The 20101-nt window shown below is 37.9% G+C and carries 21 protein-coding genes; 8 read left to right on the top strand and 13 right to left on the bottom strand.

Annotation, left to right across the window (positions count from 1 at the left end; genetic code table 11):
- Positions 1-37: 37 nt before the first annotated feature.
- The 7 genes from KSU66_RS15760 to KSU66_RS15730 all read right to left on the bottom strand — a co-directional run bounded on the left by KSU66_RS15760 (position 38) and on the right by KSU66_RS15730 (position 6524).
- Positions 38-451 carry a VOC family protein gene (locus KSU66_RS15760; RefSeq protein ID WP_269052429.1) on the bottom strand — a complete coding sequence of 138 codons (414 nt, stop codon included), beginning with the start codon at positions 449-451 and terminating at the stop codon, positions 38-40.
- A gap of 45 nt (positions 452-496) precedes the next feature.
- A complete protein-coding gene (locus tag KSU66_RS15755) occupies positions 497-733 on the bottom strand; it encodes a hypothetical protein (RefSeq protein ID WP_269052428.1) in 237 nt (78 codons plus the stop codon).
- 182 nt (positions 734-915) lie between these two features.
- Entirely contained in the window at positions 916-1893 is a 978-nt protein-coding gene (locus KSU66_RS15750; RefSeq protein ID WP_269052427.1) for an NAD(P)H-dependent flavin oxidoreductase, read from the bottom strand.
- 206 nt (positions 1894-2099) lie between these two features.
- Positions 2100-2534 (bottom strand): WapI family immunity protein, encoded by a 435-nt coding sequence (locus KSU66_RS15745; protein WP_269052426.1) that lies wholly within the window; start codon positions 2532-2534, stop codon positions 2100-2102.
- A gap of 109 nt (positions 2535-2643) precedes the next feature.
- Positions 2644-4302, bottom strand: a complete 1659-nt coding sequence (locus tag KSU66_RS15740) for a DUF2207 domain-containing protein (protein WP_269052425.1) — start codon at positions 4300-4302, stop codon at positions 2644-2646.
- A 386-nt stretch (positions 4303-4688) separates the two neighbouring features.
- Positions 4689-5102, bottom strand: coding sequence for a universal stress protein (locus KSU66_RS15735; protein WP_269052424.1), 414 nt, complete (start codon positions 5100-5102; stop codon positions 4689-4691).
- Between the two features lie 12 nt (positions 5103-5114).
- A complete protein-coding gene (locus KSU66_RS15730) occupies positions 5115-6524 on the bottom strand; it encodes a SulP family inorganic anion transporter (RefSeq protein WP_269052423.1) in 1410 nt (469 codons plus the stop codon).
- Positions 6525-6644: 120 nt separating this feature from the next.
- Between KSU66_RS15730 and KSU66_RS15725 the strand changes: the two genes are divergently transcribed.
- Positions 6645-7208 carry a recombinase family protein gene (locus tag KSU66_RS15725; protein ID WP_269052422.1) on the top strand — a complete coding sequence of 188 codons (564 nt, stop codon included), beginning with the start codon at positions 6645-6647 and terminating at the stop codon, positions 7206-7208.
- A gap of 60 nt (positions 7209-7268) precedes the next feature.
- Here the strand turns inward: KSU66_RS15725 and KSU66_RS15720 are convergent, their stop codons facing one another.
- The 3 genes from KSU66_RS15720 to KSU66_RS15710 form a co-directional block, all read right to left on the bottom strand.
- On the bottom strand, positions 7269-8024 hold the full coding sequence (locus KSU66_RS15720) for a YibE/F family protein (RefSeq protein WP_269052421.1): 756 nt from the start codon (positions 8022-8024) through the stop codon (positions 7269-7271).
- Positions 8021-9154 (bottom strand): YibE/F family protein, encoded by a 1134-nt coding sequence (locus tag KSU66_RS15715; protein ID WP_443028997.1) that lies wholly within the window; start codon positions 9152-9154, stop codon positions 8021-8023. Before KSU66_RS15715 ends, KSU66_RS15720 begins: the two co-directional genes overlap by 4 nt.
- 235 nt (positions 9155-9389) lie before the next feature.
- Positions 9390-9524 carry a hypothetical protein gene (locus KSU66_RS15710; RefSeq protein WP_269052420.1) on the bottom strand — a complete coding sequence of 45 codons (135 nt, stop codon included), beginning with the start codon at positions 9522-9524 and terminating at the stop codon, positions 9390-9392.
- Positions 9525-9640: 116 nt separating this feature from the next.
- On the opposite strand from KSU66_RS15710, the gene KSU66_RS15705 reads away from it, so the two are divergent.
- Positions 9641-10300 carry a CotZ-related putative spore coat protein gene (locus KSU66_RS15705; protein WP_269052419.1) on the top strand — a complete coding sequence of 220 codons (660 nt, stop codon included), beginning with the start codon at positions 9641-9643 and terminating at the stop codon, positions 10298-10300.
- Between the two features lie 92 nt (positions 10301-10392).
- Positions 10393-10785, top strand: a complete 393-nt coding sequence (locus tag KSU66_RS15700; protein WP_269052418.1) for an S-Ena type endospore appendage — start codon at positions 10393-10395, stop codon at positions 10783-10785.
- Between the two features lie 307 nt (positions 10786-11092).
- Here the strand turns inward: KSU66_RS15700 and KSU66_RS15695 are convergent, their stop codons facing one another.
- Positions 11093-11875, bottom strand: a complete 783-nt coding sequence (locus KSU66_RS15695) for a YqhG family protein (protein ID WP_269052417.1) — start codon at positions 11873-11875, stop codon at positions 11093-11095.
- A gap of 357 nt (positions 11876-12232) precedes the next feature.
- Here KSU66_RS15695 and KSU66_RS15690 point away from each other — a divergent pair, with 357 nt between their 5' ends.
- Entirely contained in the window at positions 12233-13813 is a 1581-nt protein-coding gene (locus KSU66_RS15690) for a malate:quinone oxidoreductase (RefSeq protein WP_269052416.1), read from the top strand.
- Between the two features lie 70 nt (positions 13814-13883).
- On the opposite strand, the gene KSU66_RS15685 is transcribed toward KSU66_RS15690, so the two are convergent.
- Both KSU66_RS15685 and KSU66_RS15680 read right to left on the bottom strand, forming a co-directional pair.
- Positions 13884-15416 carry a DEAD/DEAH box helicase gene (locus KSU66_RS15685; protein ID WP_269052415.1) on the bottom strand — a complete coding sequence of 511 codons (1533 nt, stop codon included), beginning with the start codon at positions 15414-15416 and terminating at the stop codon, positions 13884-13886.
- 436 nt (positions 15417-15852) lie between these two features.
- Positions 15853-16611, bottom strand: coding sequence for a SurA N-terminal domain-containing protein (locus tag KSU66_RS15680; RefSeq protein ID WP_269052414.1), 759 nt, complete (start codon positions 16609-16611; stop codon positions 15853-15855).
- Between the two features lie 350 nt (positions 16612-16961).
- Between KSU66_RS15680 and KSU66_RS15675 the strand changes: the two genes are divergently transcribed.
- The 4 genes from KSU66_RS15675 (at position 16962) to KSU66_RS15660 (ending at position 19974) form a co-directional block, all read left to right on the top strand.
- Complete coding sequence (locus KSU66_RS15675; RefSeq protein ID WP_269052413.1) at positions 16962-17144, top strand: hypothetical protein; 183 nt, start codon at positions 16962-16964, stop codon at positions 17142-17144.
- Entirely contained in the window at positions 17137-18555 is a 1419-nt protein-coding gene (locus KSU66_RS15670) for an amidase (protein ID WP_443028996.1), read from the top strand. The genes KSU66_RS15675 and KSU66_RS15670 overlap by 8 nt, the downstream gene beginning before the upstream one ends.
- A gap of 514 nt (positions 18556-19069) precedes the next feature.
- Positions 19070-19513 carry a hypothetical protein gene (locus KSU66_RS15665; protein WP_269052412.1) on the top strand — a complete coding sequence of 148 codons (444 nt, stop codon included), beginning with the start codon at positions 19070-19072 and terminating at the stop codon, positions 19511-19513.
- A gap of 173 nt (positions 19514-19686) precedes the next feature.
- Entirely contained in the window at positions 19687-19974 is a 288-nt protein-coding gene (locus tag KSU66_RS15660; RefSeq protein WP_269052411.1) for a hypothetical protein, read from the top strand.
- The last annotated feature ends 127 nt before the right edge of the window (positions 19975-20101 follow it).

The raw sequence follows: 20101 nt of genomic DNA, 5'->3' as shown, positions 1-20101 counted from the left end.
ATTTTGCCAGCCCTATCTTTTTATTTTAATAGGTTTTTTAATTACTCGAATAGCTACAAAGCTCGATTAAAGTTCCATCAGTTGATGCAGGATTAATGTAAATGAGCCTTCTTCCACGAGCGTTAGTGCGCAGTGTGTCCTCTAGAAAACGAACTCCTTTTTTACTCGCCTCGAGTATTGCTTTGTCCAAATCGTCAACTCGATATGCAATATGATGCACCCCTTTTCCTCGTTGCTTTATAAACCGGGCCATTGGAGAGTTCTTGTTGGTTGGTGCTAGTAATTCAATTACTTTATCATTAGTTCTAACAACAGCAACGTGCACTTCAACACCAGGTGTATCACTTGTATAACGGTCCTCCAATAATCCATTCAATACAGTAAGATAAAAGGGAAGAGCATCATCAATACTTCTAACGGCAATTCCAACGTGATCTAAAACATATTCCAATTTAATTCCTCCCTTCAACATTATTATTCTTAGCCCTAAAAAAATCTAATTGTCTAAGCCACTATCGCGAACAATTTTTTCGAGTTCTTTGGTACCGTCGTTTAGATCTCTTTCCTTCATTAACAACAACATAAGACCCATGAAACCTGTAATAACACTGATGATTATTGGCAAATAACCAACTTCTGATTGCTCACCGACAATCGAAACTGAAATAACATTCGCACCATACAAAATAGCCGACATAAGGAGAAAAGTAGCCCCTATAATTACTTGTATCATCTAATTTACCCCCTGTAATTATTTTATATAACTTCTACGTTAGCGCCATAAGAAAAGCATTACTGTTGTACCAGTAAAGCACCCGTTAGTTTAAGTACATTATTTCACAATCTTAACTTTCATTGCAAAAAAGGTTGCCGAAGCAACCAGTAACAGATAATAGTAATAAATAAAGTTGAAAACTATCTATGAGTTCGTTCTCCAATAATATTATCTATACGACTCAATCCTTGTTCTGCTGTAAACATCATCTCATCAAATAACTCCTGAACCGTTGGAATATCGTTGATAAGACCGATTACCTGTCCAACCCATCCGAAACCGTCTGTTTCATTTCCGTCATAGATATACCTACAATTAGCTTTTCCACTAATTATATCTTGTAAGTCTTCATATGTTGCGCCTTCCTTTTCACGTTCGATAATGTTCAGAGTAAATTCAGATTTCAACACTCGGCCCGGCGAGCCTAATGTTCTCTTAATAATTACTGTATCGGTCTCTTTTGCATCAAGGATTGCCTGCTTGTATTTCTCATTTGCATGAACGCACTCTTGGGTAGCAATAAAGCGAGTACCCATTTCTATTCCTTCTGCCCCTAAAGCTAAAGCTGCTAATAAACCTCGTCCATCTCCAATGCCACCACTTGCTAATACTGGGATTGATACGGAATCTACCACACGAGGAGTAAGAACTATTGTGCCAATATCCTCACGTCCTAAATGTCCTCCTCCTTCTTGACCAACTACCATTACCATGTCAGCACCGAGTTCTTCCGCTTTTTGCGCTTGTCTAACTCCAGATACAAGAACAAGCGTTTTAATATTTTCTTCTTCAATTCGTTTGAAGACTGGTTGTGGATTAGCGCCAGTAATTGAAATTGCCGGTACTTTTTCCTCAATGGCAACTTCAAGTAATTCTTTATAATGCCCGTCATGTCTTGCAATAGCGAAGTTTACGGCGAATGGCTTATCTGTAAGTGTGCGTACTTTACGAATTTCCTCTCGAAGTTTTTCAGGTGAACCAAGCGTTGCCGCAGTAATTTGTCCAAGTCCCCCTGCATTCGAGACCGCAGCAGCCAGTTCAGCATAAGCAAGATAAGCAAGTCCCCCTTGTACAATTGGATATTTAATTCCTAAAATCTCCGTTACTCGTGTTTTCAATATTTCTCCCACTCCTTTTCAGATGTTCTATTTTATATAATCAGCACAAAAAATTATTAATCCTATAACGTTTTATAATTTTTTGAGTTGAATGTATACCGAAAAAGTATAAGACCTTATTACGCTATTCTGCACCTTTAGTTAAAGATCAGTAAAGCCTGTCTCCCGACAGTCCTATTCTGCTAAAGCACACGTTAGTTCACTAACTACGGCTTCCCGATTACAGGAAAAACAGCTAATATAGCATCTAATTCTTTAATTAGACTATCTAAATATGACTGATTAGATTTAAATTCAAAGTTAAGAACTGCCCCATAGCCAGCAGGATAACATGCCTCTCCTGCCCATGTTATTTGGCCTACATTGTTCATGTCACAACCAAAATATATATAGCCTTCTAAATTATTTAGTTCTGCTCTTCCCTTTAACTGTCTATTCATTAACTTTAGTTCATTAACAAAGTCCCTTAACTCATCTGTTCTTAAATCCGCTTTAAAATGAACAAGATAACCTGGGATTTCAGCTTTTATTTTTGAATCAATCCAATTAACATCCCAATAATCAGAACTATTAGGATAACTCCTCGATAAAATCTCTATCTCTACTTTTTCATCTTTTTCACCTAATATATGAAATTTCATATAACCACCTCAACTATCTTTAATTCTTACATCCGTTACTTCAATAAACTTTAACATTTTCTTTAAAACTCACTTGGGTTTCCTTGACTTCCAATTCATTAAGTCATAATCAAAACGCCCCAGATCCACCACCGCCGCCACCTGTTCCGCCTGAATAGGTGCTTGAAGATCCACTCGTTTCCGTATTTGCGCTTGTAAACGAAGTGTTCATCGTGACTGGATTGTAATAGAAAAAACCCGAACTGTCGTTAGTCATGTGTTTTTCAACTTCTGAAGATTTCGTGAAATGCTTCCCGAAACTTTTATCCCCACAACCAATTGAATAGGTGTATGCACGAAATTTATCATCCGTCGATAGACGTTTCCATTCATCTAAGTCGAGTTCTTTAAACTCTTCCTTAAACCGCCGCCACTCTTGAAATAAGAGATGACCTTCCTGATTTCTAGATTTGTAAAATGTTGCGAACAATAATCCACCTATTACTAAAATAATAGTCAACGCCATATACGGAAAAAGTTCATAATGAGCAAATTGTACCGCGACAACAATCATCGCCACGCTTATCAAAGCGACTGCCCACCGAAGCCCAACTTGTCTTTCATATAAACCTTTCGACTTTACTTCTTCTACAATACCGCCACGCCATTTTAAAAGCGCCGCATTATACGAAACATGATTATTCTCATTCTTTGTATAGACCTCCAAATTTGTAAGCTTAAATTTTTTCCCGTTACCAATTTTATCGAACAGCAACTCTATTAATTCTTTTTCATGCGAATATGCAACTTCCCGATTCACAAGTTCAAATTGTTCATCTGAAACCTGCTCTACATGTCCTTTTCGAATGAGATCGAGTAACGCAGCCGATGTTGCCTCTGTGCTGAAACCTTCACTAGTCGTGTAGTGAATCGTTGCTGGTATGCTTAGTTTTTCCGCCGGGACAGAAAATCCATTTGCTTCTACTAGCTCTTTTGCTTCTCGTTTTTTACGACGAGACGAAGCCGTTGTCCATCCGATTAAACTAAAAAGAAACACTCCAAATCCCGTCATAGTCCACAATCCGTAGTTCGCCACGTTAACACGACCGACGATATAGGCGGCCTCTTTATCAGCCAACCTGGTTTCCTCGGCAATAAGTTCGTCTTGAATCGTTCCTTTTCGCGCTGTAACATCCGGAAATAATTCCGGTTCATAGACAACACGTACATCCCCATTTTTACCCGACGGAACTTTTCCCATCACAAAAGCTACCGTACCTTCCGAAGCAATCATTCCTTTTTTATAGGCAGTATCATAGCCAAGAAAGAGCACATCTTTCGCCTCTGATGGAGGATGCACTTCAATTTGCATACTCCTGTAGTCGGTTTCATTTCGTTTATCAAAAAATGGCCAGTAAAACTGTGCACCATCCTCATATTTCTCTACTCCATTTACGATGCGATAATGCATTTCAACTTCAATCGTTTCTTTCTTACCTGATCTAAAAATTTTATATTCGCCTTTTTTATGTTCAACTTTAAGAGCCTTTCCATTTTCATAAGCTTTGAAGTTAGCAATAGCCGCCCCCTCTTTTGCGATAAGTTCTCGCGTAACCCCCTTGAATTTACTATCAAACACATATGTATGCTTTTCAATAACATTTGCATCTCCATTCGGCTGCAACTTGGCATCAATCGTCACTTCCGATATTTCGAAATCAACAGCGAATGCCGATATCGGAAATAGAACTGCAAATAGAAAAAGAAATAGGATCGTCGTTTTCTTCATTCCGCTCACCCCTTTCTATACATACGGATTGGGCGCAGAAAAGTTTCGACTATCGCAAACTCTATAAGCGATGTATATAGTCTATATACATAATTAGGAAAAAATAGCCATCTCAAAAAGCAGCTACTCTTGGTGGAGGCATAGTCTATCAATTTTTCAATACATACACTTTCGCGTTCTTTTTGGCTTTGTAATTCTTATTAAAAAACAAAAACCAAATCAACTAAATAAAGAAGAGTTACTGAATATATGAAAAGCCCGAATTTCCGTTAAACTAAATACTGGGAAATTCGGGCTTTTTTTGTGGAGGAATAAGGCTTGTTCAAAATGAACTCTTTATAGTACTCTCAGAAAACCCCAACTCAACCTCGACTATTTAAATCTATCTATTTAACAATTGTAACTGGACAATTCGCATGCTTCATTACCTTATGGCTTACGCTTCCTAGTACCATTTCTTGAAACGTATTTAAGCCGCGACTTCCGATTACTAGTTGATCAATCGAGTGTTCTTTTACGTACTTTATTATTTCCTGACTTGGATTTCCTTTTAACATTGTAATCTTTGTTTCTACTCCAGCGGATTGCGCGAGTTCTAAAACAGGACGTACCTTTTGTTCTCGTTTTAACGCTAAACTCTCTGGACTTTGCGATAACAGGCGTTCATCTTTTGCTTTATTATAATCCGCCACATAAATAATTTCTAATTGCGCATCGGGTAAATATTGGGCAAGTAAAATTGCATGTTTTGCGGCACGAAATGCATTGTCTGATCCATCTACTGCTACAGCAATCTTCATTCAGATTCCTCCCTATGTGAATTGTTGGTACAATTGTTCACTTGAAGAATTTAACCCTTGAATATGCACAACCACACCTTTTTGCTTAAGCTGCTGTTTCACTTTTAAAATAGCTCCTACTGCGGACTCATCCCAGAGCTGACTATCTTCAAAGTTAATGATGATTTCGCTTTCCACAACATTATCAAACGATTGAATAAATTTAGTCGTAGATGCAAAAAATAATGGACCTTTTACTCTATACCCCGTTTTGTCATGCGTTACTGTCACACGCGAAATTTTTGAAACAAAGAAAAGCGCACTTAAAATAACCCCAACGACAACACCGATTGCTAAATTATGTGTATATAAAATAATGACAACGGTGAGAAGCATGACGAGTGTTTCTGACTTAGGCGCTTGTTTCATAAACTTAAACGAACCCCAATTGAATGTTGTCGCACTTACCATAATCATCACACCAACTAGAACAGGCATCGGAATATTAATGACAACATCGCCTAAAACGATAATTAAAAACATAAGAAATACACCAGACGTTAATGTCGATAAACGTCCACGTCCTCCTGATTTAATATTGATAACCGATTGTCCAATCAATGCACAACCTGCCATCCCGCCAAAAAAACCATTGACGAAGTTGGCAATCCCTTGTCCACGCGCTTCTTTATTTTTATTACTCGGTGTATTTGTCATATCATCCAACACTTGCGATGTCAGTAGTGATTCCAATAAACCTACAACCGATAGCGCCAATGAATACGGTAAAATAATTTTTAACGTTTCAAAATTAAGTGGAATATCTGGTAAGAAAAAGATTGGTAACGAATTTGGCATCGTTCCAAGATCACCTATCGACTGTAGCTTCACGCCACTTATGAGTGCGATGCCCGTCATTACAACAATGGCAATGAGCGGTGCAGGAATCAGCGTAAAAAATCGTGGAATCGTGTACACTAAAATTAACGTAATGGCCGCAAAGACATATGTCATAATGCCTCCTCCAATTAAATAAGGCAATTGCGTGATAAAAATCATAATGCCAAGTGCATTCACAAACCCTAGCATGACGGAGTTTGGAATAAAGCGCATCAAGTTCGCTACACCAAAAATACCAAGTATAAATTGAATAACTCCCGTTAAAATAGTCGCTGCAAGTAAATATTGTAAGCCATGATCTGCCATTAATTTGACGAGCACTAATGCCATCGCACCCGTTGCTGCCGAAATTAGCGCAGGACGGCCACCGACAAACGAAATAATGACCGCAATTGTAAATGAAGCATATAGCGCGACACGTGGATCTACACCCACAATGAACGCAAAAGCCAGTGCTTCAGGAATGAGCGCAAGCCCGACAACGATACCCGCTAAAATATCGGCACGCACATTCCCAAACCACTGTTGTTTTAAAGTATGCATACTGTTCCCCTTCCATTAAACCTAAACAATCAACAAAGCTTATACCAATGTTATAATCTTAATAGCATATCATTTTAATTCCCATAAGTTAACCCTTTTGGGACGTCAGGAGCAAAAAAAATGAAATACGGATACATCCGACCGACTGTCCAAGATCAGCAATGTACAAAACAATTAACAAACATCAAAATAGATCAGCTATTTAAAGAAACACATGGGTTGGCTAAAAAACGCGGAGAACAGGAACATCTTTTCATGAAAATTCAACAAGGCGATAAACTATACGTTCAAAACATCGAAGTATTAGCTGATTCACTACACCAGCTTTTAGATATTTTACGACTAGCAGAACGCGATCAAATCATCATCCATTTCATCGATGAACAACTAACCAATCAAACAATCCAAGAAGGTTCACTGCTTCAAGGGGCTACTTTTTTCGCAAAGTTGCAATCAACCTTTTTAAGCCATTCTTCTACATTTACACTACAAGATGCGAAAAGACGTGGGAAATCAATTGGCCGTCCTAGAAAATCGGACGAAAATTTACAGCGCGCCTTCGCCATGTATGAAAGCAAGAAATATACGTTATACGACATTAAAGCAGCTACTGGAATTAGTAAGTCGACTTTATATCGTTATTTGGATAGTCGCCTCACGTCAATGGCTGATGAAGATAAGTAATTAAATAATGGTACGTGTGCAAGAAACAATCGTGATTGTTTCTTGCACACGTACGCGACACTAATCTTCTCTAACTAAAAAATAGGCATTAATCCAAGAAGCAATTGGAATAACAATCGCTATTCCAACTCCTGCACAAAGTATAATAACCACCTCAGCACTAAATACTTTTGAATTTACGATTTCTCCAACAGTATAAGATAAGTCTTTAAACCATAAAAGCAATGCCAAATAGCCACCAATGAAGGCAAAAAATAATGTATTCGTATTTGAGCCTAAAATATCCTTCCCTATATTTAAGCCAGATGCGAATAAATCTTTCCGGCTAATTAATGGATTATGATTAAATATTTCACGCATAGGAGATGTAATGGAAATAGCTACATCCGTAATAGCCCCTATTGTACTCATAATAATCATCGAAGCACTAATTTTAACAAAATCCATGCCCACGTAAAGAGAAAAAATGCTAAGTTCGTCTATTTCTTCTTCACCAAATCCTTGAATCATCGCCTTGTCTGTCACAATCGTAATGAAGAGAATTAAAATCACAATCGTAATCATCGAAGACAAGAATGCGGTTTTTGTTTTGCTATTCACTCCATTAATATAAAATAAATTTATACAACTAATTACCGTGCATGCAATTAATGTCAAGATAATCGGATTCACATTTGGATCCATCATAAAAAATATCGTAAGAAAGATCACGCCAAAATTTAGGAACAAAGAAATAAAAGATCGTGCGCCTTTTTTTCCACCGATAAGGATCATCAATATAAATAAAATAGCTGCCAGCCATACTAATACATTCATAATTTTGCCCTCTTTCGATTAACGAAAAAAATTGACGTATACAAACCGATTGGAATCGCTATCACGATGCCAATACCACCCGCTAAGGCGCGGGCCAATTCCAATGAAAGGTTCATGGACAGGGAATACGACAATGGAACCGCATTTTTCAAATACAAAATAAGCACTGGCATGGAACCACTTATATAAGCAAAAAACAAAATATTTGTCATCGTCCCCATAATATCTTTTCCAATATCTAATCCCGATGTTTTAAGCGCTTTTTCGGTGATGTCGTTATTTTTTTCATACAACTCGAAAATTGACGAAGACATTGTAATGGCAACATCCATTACGGCCCCCAAAGATCCGATGAATAACCCCGCCATAAACACCATTCGATAAGGACGCGTCAGGAATTGCATTTCTTCATATCGAAGGCCCCTTTCAGAAGTTAACCACAGGACAACATAGGCAATGAATAGAGAAATAAAAGTGCCTAGTAGAGTCACAACAATCGCTGCATATGTTTTTTCATTGAAACCGTTAACGAGTAACAAGGAAATGATTGTAAATAAAACGGCACTTATACCGCAGATTAATAACAAACTTATGTTTGAATTATTCACATAAATATCCAATGCATACCATAACAAGATGGCATTCACTGCCAAACTTATAATTGAAAAAAGCCCTTGCTTTTTTCCAACAATCAACAAAGTAAAGACAAAAATCCATGTAACCATTAAAATGTATTTATCACGTTTTACATCTTTTATCGTTCCCGTTAAACCTGTTTCTTCTTTCTTACCAATCGAAACAAATAATTCATTTCCAATGTGGTATTGCTGATCGTAAGCGCCAGACGATGAATATTGATTCGTTAAATGGATAAGCTCTCCTTTTTCTTCTCCATTTTTTAATTGAGCTATGATGTTTTGGGTGAATAACTGATCTTCATTATTATGCATGTCAACGACGTTAACTGTATCTTCTAGGTCTGCTTTGATAACTTCGGCGATTGGGCGATCATAAAATGAGTGATTATGATTCACAAAAATAATAGAGGCGGCAAAAAGAAGTCCTATTATGGTGTAAAAAGAAACTTTTTTGCAAGTCATTTTTTTAGATTTGTTTGCGTTAACAGTCAATAAAACCCCTCCACCTATCAGGATAAAAAAATCGAAAGTTCCTGAGTAAGAAAATAAATACAATAAGTTATTAATTTACAGAAACACAAAAAAGCTCCTAATATTGATAAAGGAGCCCACGATAATAACTAGTCTAAACCTAAATTTCTCCTTTCGTCAATACTTAGGCATGATTCTTACAATCAACTAAATAAACCAAAAGAGGAATTAGCCTATAATAGCGCTAATTCCCCTTTTATGTCCCTTTCACTTCACTTTTGTCACAAGAAAATACTTGCCGAATACTGTCTTTCATAAATAGTAAACGCCAAATATCCTGAGGCATTGCTTCAAACTTAGCTTCTTCTTTTGTTTCCGCTATGTTCACCATATAGGAAACATTGATTTCCAATGAAAAAAGGGAGAATAGTGTGTCCACCCTATCTAGGCCTACGTATGATAACAATAAGCACTATTTTTATAGTGAAGAAATGGGGTGATTATCTTATGACTAGTTGGATTGCCGAACGACTAAAGAAAATTGAACCAATAAATAAAAAAGAAACACATAAACTAGCGTGTCAGTCAGCACTGCCATTCATGTTAGTTGGAAAAGACGGTGAACCGTTTTCCGTAATAGGAATTTCGGGGGGGTGTTTTTTTGTATCATCATTTTTTACGGTGATATGTATAGATGAAAAAAGTAAATGTGCAGTGCTTGAAGTGCTTTTTCCTCGTTGTTGTGGAAGGGAATTATTTCGCACACAGGCAAGAATTTTTGTTGATCTTTCGTGCTTCTGCGGAATAGAAGCCTTACCCATCCCTGTTTTCGATTGTTTAATCGAATGCCATGTGAAGAAAGATCATTTATGTTTACCATTTATGTTAGTAAAAACAGATACCACGAAAACAGTATGGAGTACTGTTCAAGAAAAAATAGGTAATACGGCGACAATAACTGTTAATTACGTTGGACCGGACCCTATAGTAAATCTCACTTTAGTCACAAAAGATGAAGTGATTCCATTCGTAATGGTTAGAGGTGAATGCCGATCTGTTACCGTTTTAAATTTGAAATCTATCGAAGTATTGACCCCTCTTGAACAAGTAAGAGGGACAGTAGAAGTACAACTTAACCTTGTTGAGAAAAAGAAAGTTTGCTTTTAATAGGTACTTTGTACAATTTGTCCCAGTAACAACGAAATAACGGACATACAATACTATGTACAACAAAAAAAACGATAAAGGAGGTCAAGAGTATGGGTAAATTAGGAATGTGTCATGAAGACTTTTGCTGCGTGAATGAAGAGCTTTGCGTTAAATTAGTGATTCCTGGACATAAAAGATCTCATGGACATGAAGAATCTCACGGACATGAAGGATGTAAAAATGAATTCGTTGCTTCTGTTTGGACTAACAAAAGTCATTTATGTATTAATGGTACAATACTAGTAACAAACAAAGGGACTTGCGATAATGACCAAGGAATTACCGTGGAATTAATCGTGAATGGCAAAGAGAAATTTAATGTTAAACCCGGTGAGACAAAAGCTTTCACTTTTCAGAACTTGCAGTCGATTGTAATTAGAGAAAAGTCAGGAGTAGGGCAGACAAATGTTGATGTCTCTTTCACTCTAAACTATAAATTTTAAGTCATTGAAGGGAATGCATCCATCAATATAATGCGCAGTATGTTGGTGGGCATATCCGAATACATAGAATGGAATTCAAGGTTCAACGACTTTTATATTCGCTATTTTCATTTTTGGCACAACATTACGGTATCTCACGTGCTACCTCTTAGTTGGTGGATTGTGTTATGTATTCGTATTATAACTTATGCAATAAGTGAGCAAGTTGTGCATTTTCCACCCAAATCCATCCTTCCAATTTAGTGATAAGTACCTGTGTTACAAACATTAAACTTTCACGGCAAGTTCTTGCACAGGTACTTCAAATTCACTTCAAATAAAATAATCCACCATTTATGATGTCAATCTTAATTCTTGCTTCGTATTGTTGCTCCATGGCCTCTTTCTCCACCTCGTAACAATCCGGTTTATTTTCTACCCCTTCATAGAAATGTTCTAATACTTTCTGGTCTTTTTTCTTTCTCTTTTTTGCTTCTTCCGCCCACGTATGGTCATCTTGTTGTATGTTTTTTTCAATAACGGCATCCAGTCGTTCTAGAGCGCGAATGGGCTTAATAATATATGGCAAATTAAATGTATGTTCTGACATCTTTATATCTAAATCCACTTTACTTAACGATTCCTGAAACCCTTCTACCACATGGCCTGTCATTAGGTTAATACCTAACGAATAAAGAAATTCTTTCGTTTGATCACTGTAATACGAAACTTTATAATTAACACCTAACCAAGGTGTTAAGATCGTTTTTTTTTCGAATTTTCCGAGTACCTTCTCGTACATTTGGACAAATGAGCCCATCTCTTTCGTTGCTTGAAACAATTGACTAAGCCGCGGGGAACCGAAGTGGACAACTTCCCCTTTGATATCGTCAACAAGCTTAGTTCTATCTGTGATAAAAGTGAGTTGCGCTGGATTCGGTACGCCGTCTGTACTTTCTAAGTATCTCCAATAAAAGGGTCGATTCATAATTTTTTTATCCATTTCAATCGTTAATTGAACATCGATATAATGGTCATGATCATTTAAAATTTGGCAATGACTTTCTCGGAAAAATCGCAGTAAATAATCGTGAATTTGTTGTGGGTACATGTATATTCTCCTCTCAATACCCTAATCGTTTTTTCTTCGCCTTTATTTTAGGTTGTCCATAAAAGAAATTACTATGTTACATTAACCGTAATTACAGCCAAGTTCTGAATTGCCCTTGCACAATTAATTTCTTTCAAAGTGTACGATATCCGCCAAACTGTTGGATGTTGTATGTTTTGGTCGCTTTGTGGGCGAACTTCTTTCTTTTTATCACCTAAGGATTAATTGTAATACGGTATAAGATTGGTATAATTGAGACAGAAGGTATGTGACGAGGTCAATCATTAGTTTGTTGTGACGACAAAGCAGGAGCGCATACATCTTTTCTGCAAATCTTAGAGTATAAGGATGGTAATAATGAACAACAACGAAACGAAAACAGACGTCATCTTAATAGGTGCCGGAATAATGAGCGCGACTTTGGGAACAATGCTAAAAGAATTAGTACCGGAATGGAATATTAAAGTATTTGAGAAACTTACAAGCGCAGGCGAAGAAAGCTCTAACGAATGGAACAATGCAGGAACAGGACATGCGGCATTATGCGAACTAAACTACACGAGTGAAAAACCCGACGGATCGGTTGATATTAGTAAAGCGATAAACATTAATGAACAGTTCCAGGTTTCAATGCAGTTTTGGTCTTATCTTGTCAACAATAACCTGATACATAACCCACAGGACTTCATCATGGCATTACCTCATATGAGTATGGTACAAGGAGAACAAGACGTAGCATTTTTAAAGAAACGGTTTGAAGCGATGTCAGACAATCCTTTGTTCGAAGGAATGGAATTTTCCGATGACACCGAAAAACTGATGGAATGGATTCCGTTAATTATGCAAGGCCGTCCATCAAATGAAGCAATAGCAGCAACAAAAATCGACACTGGAACCGACGTCAACTTCGGCGCGTTAACGCGCATGTTATTTGATCACTTAAAAACTAAAAATGTCGAAATTAACTACAATCACAGTGTTGATAACATTAAACGTACTGACGATGGCTCATGGGAATTGAAAGTGAAGAATGCAAATAGCGGTAGCGTAGAACACCATACTGCTAAATTCGTCTTTATTGGCGGCGGAGGCGGAAGCTTACACCTACTACAAAAAACAGGGATTCCCGAAAGTAAACAAATTGGCGGCTTTCCAGTAAGCGGAATATTTATGGTGTGTAATAATCCAGACGTTATCGAGCAGCATCATGCAAAAGTATACGGCAAAGCTGCGGTTGGTGCTCCACCAATGTCTGTTCCACATCTTGACACAAGATTTATCGATAATAAGAAGTCATTGCTCTTTGGACCATTTGCCGGCTTCTCACCAAAGTTCTTGAAAACGGGTTCCATGCTCGATTTAATAACTTCTGTAAAACCGAATAATGTCTTTACGATGTTAGCGGCAGGTGCAAAAGAAATGTCATTGACAAAATACCTAATTCAGCAAGTTATGCTATCGAAAGAACAGCGTATGAAAGAGTTGCAAGTGTTTATCCCGAATGCCAAAATCGATGAGTGGGATTTTGTCGTAGCAGGCCAACGTGTACAAGTTATCAAAGACACTGAAGCTGGTGGTAAAGGAACGCTTCAATTTGGTACGGAAGTGATTACCGACGCTGATGGCTCAATTGCAGCGTTACTAGGTGCTTCACCAGGCGCCTCCACTGCCGTTCACGTTATGTTTGACGTCATTAAAAAATGCTTCCCTCAACATATGGAAGAATGGGAACCGAAACTTAAAGAAATGGTTCCTTCTTATGGCATCTCACTAATGGACAACCCAGAGCTTCTACGCGAAATCCACACTTCAACAGCCAAGACACTTGGTCTAAGCGAAGATGTGCCAGTCGAAATTGAAAACGTACCGGACGAAAGTGAAGACATACCGGTCGAAAGTGAAGACATACCGGTCGAAAGTGAATTATTAACTGAATAAATGTCCCTATGATAGATCTATGACCGCACACTTGTGACTTAAGTGTGCGGTCATTTTTGTATGGTTCATCTCAAATCGACTTTTTAAAAGTAGATAAGATATCATCTAACTCCCCCACCACTTGTTCAAAAACGCCAATTTTCACATAAAGCAAGTCTAATATATGGTCTTCGATTGTATGCTGTATCGCTAAATTGTAAATATGAACGTCATGTTCTTGCCCTAACCGGTGAACCCGTCCAATTCGTTGCTCTAACTTCATCGGGTTCCAAGGTAAATCGTAGTTAATGACATGGTGACAAAACTGCAAGTTAATCCCTTCACTACCCGATTCCGTCGCAATGAGCACTTGTGCTTTTTCTTTAAAGAGTTGCTTCATCCACTCACGTTTATTTCTGTTAAATTGTCCGTTAAAAAGGACGCTTGTAATTCCTTTTGAATATAAATATTCCTGCAAATAGGTTTGACTTGCTCGGTATTCCGTAAAAAGTATGACTTTATCATTTGCCTGTGAAATAATTTCATAAGCCTTTTCTGCTTTGGAGTTAGTTTCCAATGCCATCAGTTTTTGAATAATTTCTTCCATATAAGAAATATCTTCTGGTTGAATGCATTTTTGACGCATTTTAGTTAAGGTTAAGTACGTAGCTTCTTTACTGCTACACATTTCTCTTTGTAATGTAATCATCGAAAAGGCATCCGAAAAAACAGGTGAAACGGTTTTAAGTTCTGAAATCAGATCATACACTTCTTTTTCCTCGACAGTAAAATTGATGGGGATGATTTGAACACGACGATTTGTCCATTCAATTCCCGTATCTTGCCTTCTATTTCTTACCATTACTTGATTAACCAATTCTTTTAAATACTCATCATGCTCCACATTGTGTTTACTTGCGGAAAACGATGATTGAAACGTCTCGTAATTACCAAGATGGCCTGGTTTTAGCAAAGAGATAAGATAAAATAATTCAAACACATTATTTTGAATCGGCGTAGCCGTTAACAACAAACAAAACTTCTTCTTTAAATTTTGGACAAACTCATAACTTTTCGTTTTATGATTTTTTAATTTATGCGCTTCGTCAATGATGATCAAGTCATACGCTTGGTCATAGATTTTTTCTTTATGCGGGCTTCTTTTGGCCGTATCTACACTCATAACGACAATACTACAATGGTTTAAGTCATAATTTTTTCGATATTGCATGGCGGGAATATGAAACTTTTGATTCAGTTCTTCAATCCATTGATTGACAAGTGAAGCTGGGACCAAAATGAGCGCTTTTTTCACAAGCCCTCTTATTAAATATTCTTTCAAAATCAAACCGGCTTCAATGGTCTTACCAAGTCCAACCTCATCCGCAAGAATCGCCTTTCCATTCATCTGTTCAATGACTGTTTCCGCCGCTTCCAATTGATGGGCAAGCGCCGTCAGATTAGGTAAATACTTAGGTGATTGAAGACCTCGGAAATCCGTAATCAAATTCGTTTTGACGACTTCATAACTCATATTGTATAACGTCCAATTATCCCATGGCTCACGACTTTCCAATCGTTCGATTAGGCCTTCTTTCCACGCAGACGACCTTTCAATGATCATAAACATCACCTCATCCAATTTTCTCTGTCTTATAAGTTTGTCCCAAAATGAAAGACCTATGTTTATTTCATTGGATTTAAAAGTAGTCAACAAAAAAAGCGACTACATAATTTGTGTAGTCACCTTAGATTTTATTGACCTTTCGTGCCTGAAGAACTACACGATAGCCTAGCCATAATAACTGCACTATCTATAAAGAATTTCCAAGTATGTGGTTAGGTATCATTTGACTACGCTCAAGAAGCGTTCACAGCTGTTCACTAATATCTTTTGCGGAACAAGGCATCGAATGGATAAACCGCCATTCAATCACCCCAACAGTTGCCGAACTGAAAAACTGTACTCATATATCATTATGCAAACAAGAAAAAAACCCTCATTACCTTTTGACAAGGCAAATGAGGGTTACTCTATTTTCAACGACTTTTAAAACGCTTTAAATTTTCAACTCAATTTTCGCATCTTTTCTTAACTCTTCAACATGTGCAGCAAGCTTCTCTTGCTGTTGTTCTTGTTCAATAATTACTTGGATTTGCTCACTCGCTTCTTCTAGCGGCGGCAGATCTTGCCCATTTTCTTTTGCTTGAGCGGCAACTTTGTCGTAGTAATCCTGAATTTCTTTATCTGTAACTTCCTTTACAGGCGCTACCAAATCTTGATACTTTTTAAAAAGAATGGAATCAGCAATTTTTTCTTTCACTGTTTCTACATCCATGTTTTGACTTTCAAGCGCTTTTTTCATCGCTTTTTCATCGCCAAACTGTTTCCCAAATACTGCGTACTCTTCATCAATTTCAGCTACAGATGCGTTGATTTCCGCGGCTTTTGCCTGTTGAAGAAACAATGTCTGATTCACAATCGTATCAAGTACTAGCTTTTTTACTTGTTCAGCTGATTCTTTACTCGTTGGATCTTGTCCCATTTGCTGCATTTGGCTTTGAATCGATGTCAATACAACGTTATATTCCTCACCTTTAATTTCTTCATCATTTACAATGGCCACAATTTTTTTCTTGTCAATTTGCTGTTTGGCTAGCTTCGCCTGGCTCTCTTTAGCAGATGTGTTTTCATCTTTAGTGACTTCTTGTCCTTGAGGTTCTTCGTCTGTTTTCGCTTTATCTTCTCCACCGCAAGCAGCTAAACTCATCGCAAGTACTCCTGCTATAAACGGTAGTAAAACTTTTTTAAACTTCATTGGTGTGCAAACCCCTTTCAAATCTGACGCTCTTTATTCCTTGAGCTTAGAATGTATCTTATCGAATATTGGTCGAAAATTAAACCCATAACCCTCCATGACACCAAATTGTCACGCGATAAACGGTTCAGATAAAGGTTTCGCATTAGTCAAATTACTAGATAAATAATAAAAGGGTTTGCTCATCCTTTATAGAAGAGGTTAAGAGTAGCGTCTATATTATTTTATGAAAAGCAATCCTGGGACAAGTTTCACATAATTAGCATCGTGCTGGAACAACAAAAGTTTTATCGATCTTATTAAGCACCTCGCTTATTGAAGATAAATAATATTTCAAGGGAGTGTTTTGATTGAGCTTATCGATTCAAGAGTTATTAAAAAACAAAGGAATTAAAGTGAAAGAAACACATTTGGATATTCTTGAGGCACGTTGGAAAGGCATACAAACTTTGCGTGGAGATTTAGAGCATGTAAAAATTGACGATGCTGATATTGGTGTACGTAATATTCCAGGAGGCGATCACATTGAGTAAAAATCTAATTGACATGCCCGTTGAGGAACTTGCACCATTACTAAAGAATAAGTCTATCTCCCCTGTCGAATTAACAAAGGAAGTTTTAAACCATGCCGAAAAGAGTCAAGCACAAATAAATGCATATATGGCCTTTTACCGCGATGATGCCGAGATAGCCGCACAAGAAGCGGAAAAAGAGATTTTAAATGGTCATTATCGTGGCATGTATCACGGTATTCCGATGGCTTTAAAAGATAATTTATATTTTAAAGACAAAGTAACGACGATGTCTTCTAAAATTCATAAAGACTTTGTATCCGACCACGATGCAACAGTCGTTAAAAAACTTAGGGAGGCCGGCGTTGTTTTCACCGGTAAACTAAGCATGCATGAATACGCATGGGGAATCACGAATAATAATCCACATTATGGAGCTGTCAGAAACCCTTGGGATCTCGATAAAATACCCGGTGGTTCAAGTGGCGGTTCCGGAGCTGCGGTCGCGGTAGGATCAAGTGTTGCATCACTCGGAACAGATACCGCTGGATCTATACGGATTCCATCTTCTGCTTGTGGCATTGTCGGCCTAAAACCAACGCATGGCCTCGTTAGTAAATATGGATGTTATCCACTTGCCTGGTCATTAGATCATATTGGTCCTATGACGAAAACAGTAAAGGATGCCGCTGGCTTACTGGAAGTCATTTCAGGTTATGACAAAAACGACCCAACTTCTGTCCAAGCACCTAACAACGATTATTTATCAAAAATTACCGGGGACGTGAAGGATCTAGTCATCGGTGTCAATGAAGATTTCTTTTTTAATCAAGTTGACACTGACATTGATAAACTAGTCCATGCAGGCATACAAAGCCTTGTAGATCAAGGGGCCAAAGTGGAAGTAGTTAAAATACCAACACTACAATACGCAGAATGGGCGGAGCTGGTCACCTCTCTATCAGAAGCTTCTGCAATCCATCACTCGGATTTAAAGAAGAGACCTAATGATTTTGGAGATGATATTCGATTACTATTTGAATTGGGCGAACTTCCATCTGCTGTTGATTACTTGCAAGCACAACAAGTTAGAAGGCAGTTGAAGCAAGATTTCCAAAAAGCATTTGAAAAAGTTGATGTTCTAATCTCCCCTACTTTACCAGTTGCACCAAACACTATTGGAGATAACTTCGTTAATTTAAATGGTCAACAAGTGGATTTAATTGATAACATCATTCGTTTCACAGGACCTGCGAACTTAACTGGCATTCCTGCTCTTTCAGTTCCGTGCGGATTCAAAGGAAACTTACCAATAGGCTTACAAATTATGGGGCCAGCATTTAGCGAAGGTTTAGTCCTAAACACTGGATTTGCATTAGAACAAACGAAGCCATTACAAGGTAGAAAACCAAACCTACTCGTTCAATCTTAATAAAAACGCTAATGTCATATGAAACGAATAGCTAAAGACAACTTTAATCCTCTCCTATTCCCTCGGAGAGGATTATTTTATAATTCTCTCCAAAATAAAAAAACCTGACGGTACCCACTTATAATATAAAAAAGAGTCGTGTAAACCAATGCATTGGTTTACACGACTCTTTCTGTATGTTCACTTGAATAGGGCAAAAACAGATTCATTCCCCAAAAGGACGTAAGAGCCATTTCTACTTGACGGTTACAATTAAGTTGAACGTATAAATTTCATGTTCTGAAAAGTGTTGTGAATGAAGATCATGCTAGCACTTTTTACAGGATGAACATTTACTTGACTTCGCACCACACTTCTTGCATTTAGCCACTTTTTCACTCCTTTACAGTGGATTACTTTAAACATACTCTATCTTTGTAAAAATTATGCCTTGAACAGTTGAGTTTAGGATACGGTGCACTTTACGACTTATTTCCTGTCCTTCTCATACAATGGATTAAGGGGGGGATTCTGTATGTCAGCTTGGATTTGGGGGATGCTGATTTTTCAATGTGTACTTGCCATTTCCGGGTATCTATGGATATTTAGGCGAAGAGCGTTGATTGGCTTCCATGTTGGTATGAATGTCGCGATGGTTGCGGGCGGAGGTCTAGCTCTTGGGACGGGGGTCCTTCTGATTTATGAATTCCCCTTCTATTATATGGAAGTGACTGGAATCGCGACTTTGACAGGATTGGCAGCGGGTGGTCTATTCGGCAGATTATTTGGAAGACAACCTATGCTTTCCGGTTACGTTTGCGGTCTCATGACTGGAATGATGGCGCCAATGGTTGGGGCGGCTGCATTTTTTAGTATTCCGTTTGCCGTCATGATTGAGGTTTTTATTGTATGTTCTTTTATGATAGTAATGAAAGAAACGTTCCATGTCCAAGTGAACGATGGAAGAAGTGAGAAATGACTTCCATTAAGTTGTTTTTTCTTATTGTCGCCTGTTTATTGGCTGGGTATCTATATGTATTAGTCTACAAGTCGCAAGGGAAGCTTAGTGAACATCACCGATTTCCCATAGCTCTGGATGTGGGGCAGATGACCAGTTTTGTTATAGGGACTCTTTTATATTTAGTGTTCCCAATGAAATTCAGTGTAAGTTGTGCCATAAACATATGGATTGGTGCTTCCATTGGTACATTATTCTGTTCGATAAAAGGATGGCAATCGATAGCCGCCGGTTTCTTTTATGGCGGGCTCGCGGCCATTATGGGGACAATGGTTGGTGCAACAGCTGTCAATCCCGCCCTTTGTGGATTGCCTATTTCAAAATTACCTATAAATGATCCAGGTCTTGCCGTTGGAGTCTTTGGTCTCGTACTACTTGGCGTCACGGTATTGCTTGTTAAATCCTCGCTGAAAATTGAATGAAAAAAGAAGTAACCGCCCATTACCTTACTAGAGAAATCAAATGGGGGTTACTCTTTTTTGTTTAACTTGATCAACCGCACACCATTCGGTATGTTACTATAATTGGATGGACGTTTCCTATAACGTT

It is taken from the genome of Sporosarcina sp. G11-34 (assembly GCF_026931025.1).
This window is presented reverse-complemented; position numbering and strand designations above follow the sequence as displayed.

What these genes read in the sequence shown, in the direction of transcription:
- KSU66_RS15755 (WP_269052428.1), bottom strand. Translation starts at nt 733, where the DNA reads ATGATACAAGTAATTATAGGGGCTACTTTTCTCCTTATGTCGGCTATT.
- KSU66_RS15745 (WP_269052426.1), bottom strand. Translation starts at nt 2,534, where the DNA reads ATGAAATTTCATATATTAGGTGAAAAAGATGAAAAAGTAGAGATAGAG.
- KSU66_RS15740 (WP_269052425.1), bottom strand. Translation starts at nt 4,302, where the DNA reads ATGAAGAAAACGACGATCCTATTTCTTTTTCTATTTGCAGTTCTATTT.
- KSU66_RS15735 (WP_269052424.1), bottom strand. Translation starts at nt 5,102, where the DNA reads ATGAAGATTGCTGTAGCAGTAGATGGATCAGACAATGCATTTCGTGCC.
- KSU66_RS15730 (WP_269052423.1), bottom strand. Translation starts at nt 6,524, where the DNA reads ATGCATACTTTAAAACAACAGTGGTTTGGGAATGTGCGTGCCGATATT.
- KSU66_RS15725 (WP_269052422.1), top strand. Translation starts at nt 6,645, where the DNA reads ATGAAATACGGATACATCCGACCGACTGTCCAAGATCAGCAATGTACA.
- KSU66_RS15720 (WP_269052421.1), bottom strand. Translation starts at nt 8,024, where the DNA reads ATGAATGTATTAGTATGGCTGGCAGCTATTTTATTTATATTGATGATC.
- KSU66_RS15710 (WP_269052420.1), bottom strand. Translation starts at nt 9,524, where the DNA reads ATGGTGAACATAGCGGAAACAAAAGAAGAAGCTAAGTTTGAAGCAATG.
- KSU66_RS15705 (WP_269052419.1), top strand. Translation starts at nt 9,641, where the DNA reads ATGACTAGTTGGATTGCCGAACGACTAAAGAAAATTGAACCAATAAAT.
- KSU66_RS15700 (WP_269052418.1), top strand. Translation starts at nt 10,393, where the DNA reads ATGGGTAAATTAGGAATGTGTCATGAAGACTTTTGCTGCGTGAATGAA.
- KSU66_RS15695 (WP_269052417.1), bottom strand. Translation starts at nt 11,875, where the DNA reads ATGTACCCACAACAAATTCACGATTATTTACTGCGATTTTTCCGAGAA.
- KSU66_RS15690 (WP_269052416.1), top strand. Translation starts at nt 12,233, where the DNA reads ATGAACAACAACGAAACGAAAACAGACGTCATCTTAATAGGTGCCGGA.
- KSU66_RS15685 (WP_269052415.1), bottom strand. Translation starts at nt 15,416, where the DNA reads ATGATCATTGAAAGGTCGTCTGCGTGGAAAGAAGGCCTAATCGAACGA.
- KSU66_RS15680 (WP_269052414.1), bottom strand. Translation starts at nt 16,611, where the DNA reads ATGAAGTTTAAAAAAGTTTTACTACCGTTTATAGCAGGAGTACTTGCG.
- KSU66_RS15665 (WP_269052412.1), top strand. Translation starts at nt 19,070, where the DNA reads ATGTCAGCTTGGATTTGGGGGATGCTGATTTTTCAATGTGTACTTGCC.
- KSU66_RS15660 (WP_269052411.1), top strand. Translation starts at nt 19,687, where the DNA reads ATGAAATTCAGTGTAAGTTGTGCCATAAACATATGGATTGGTGCTTCC.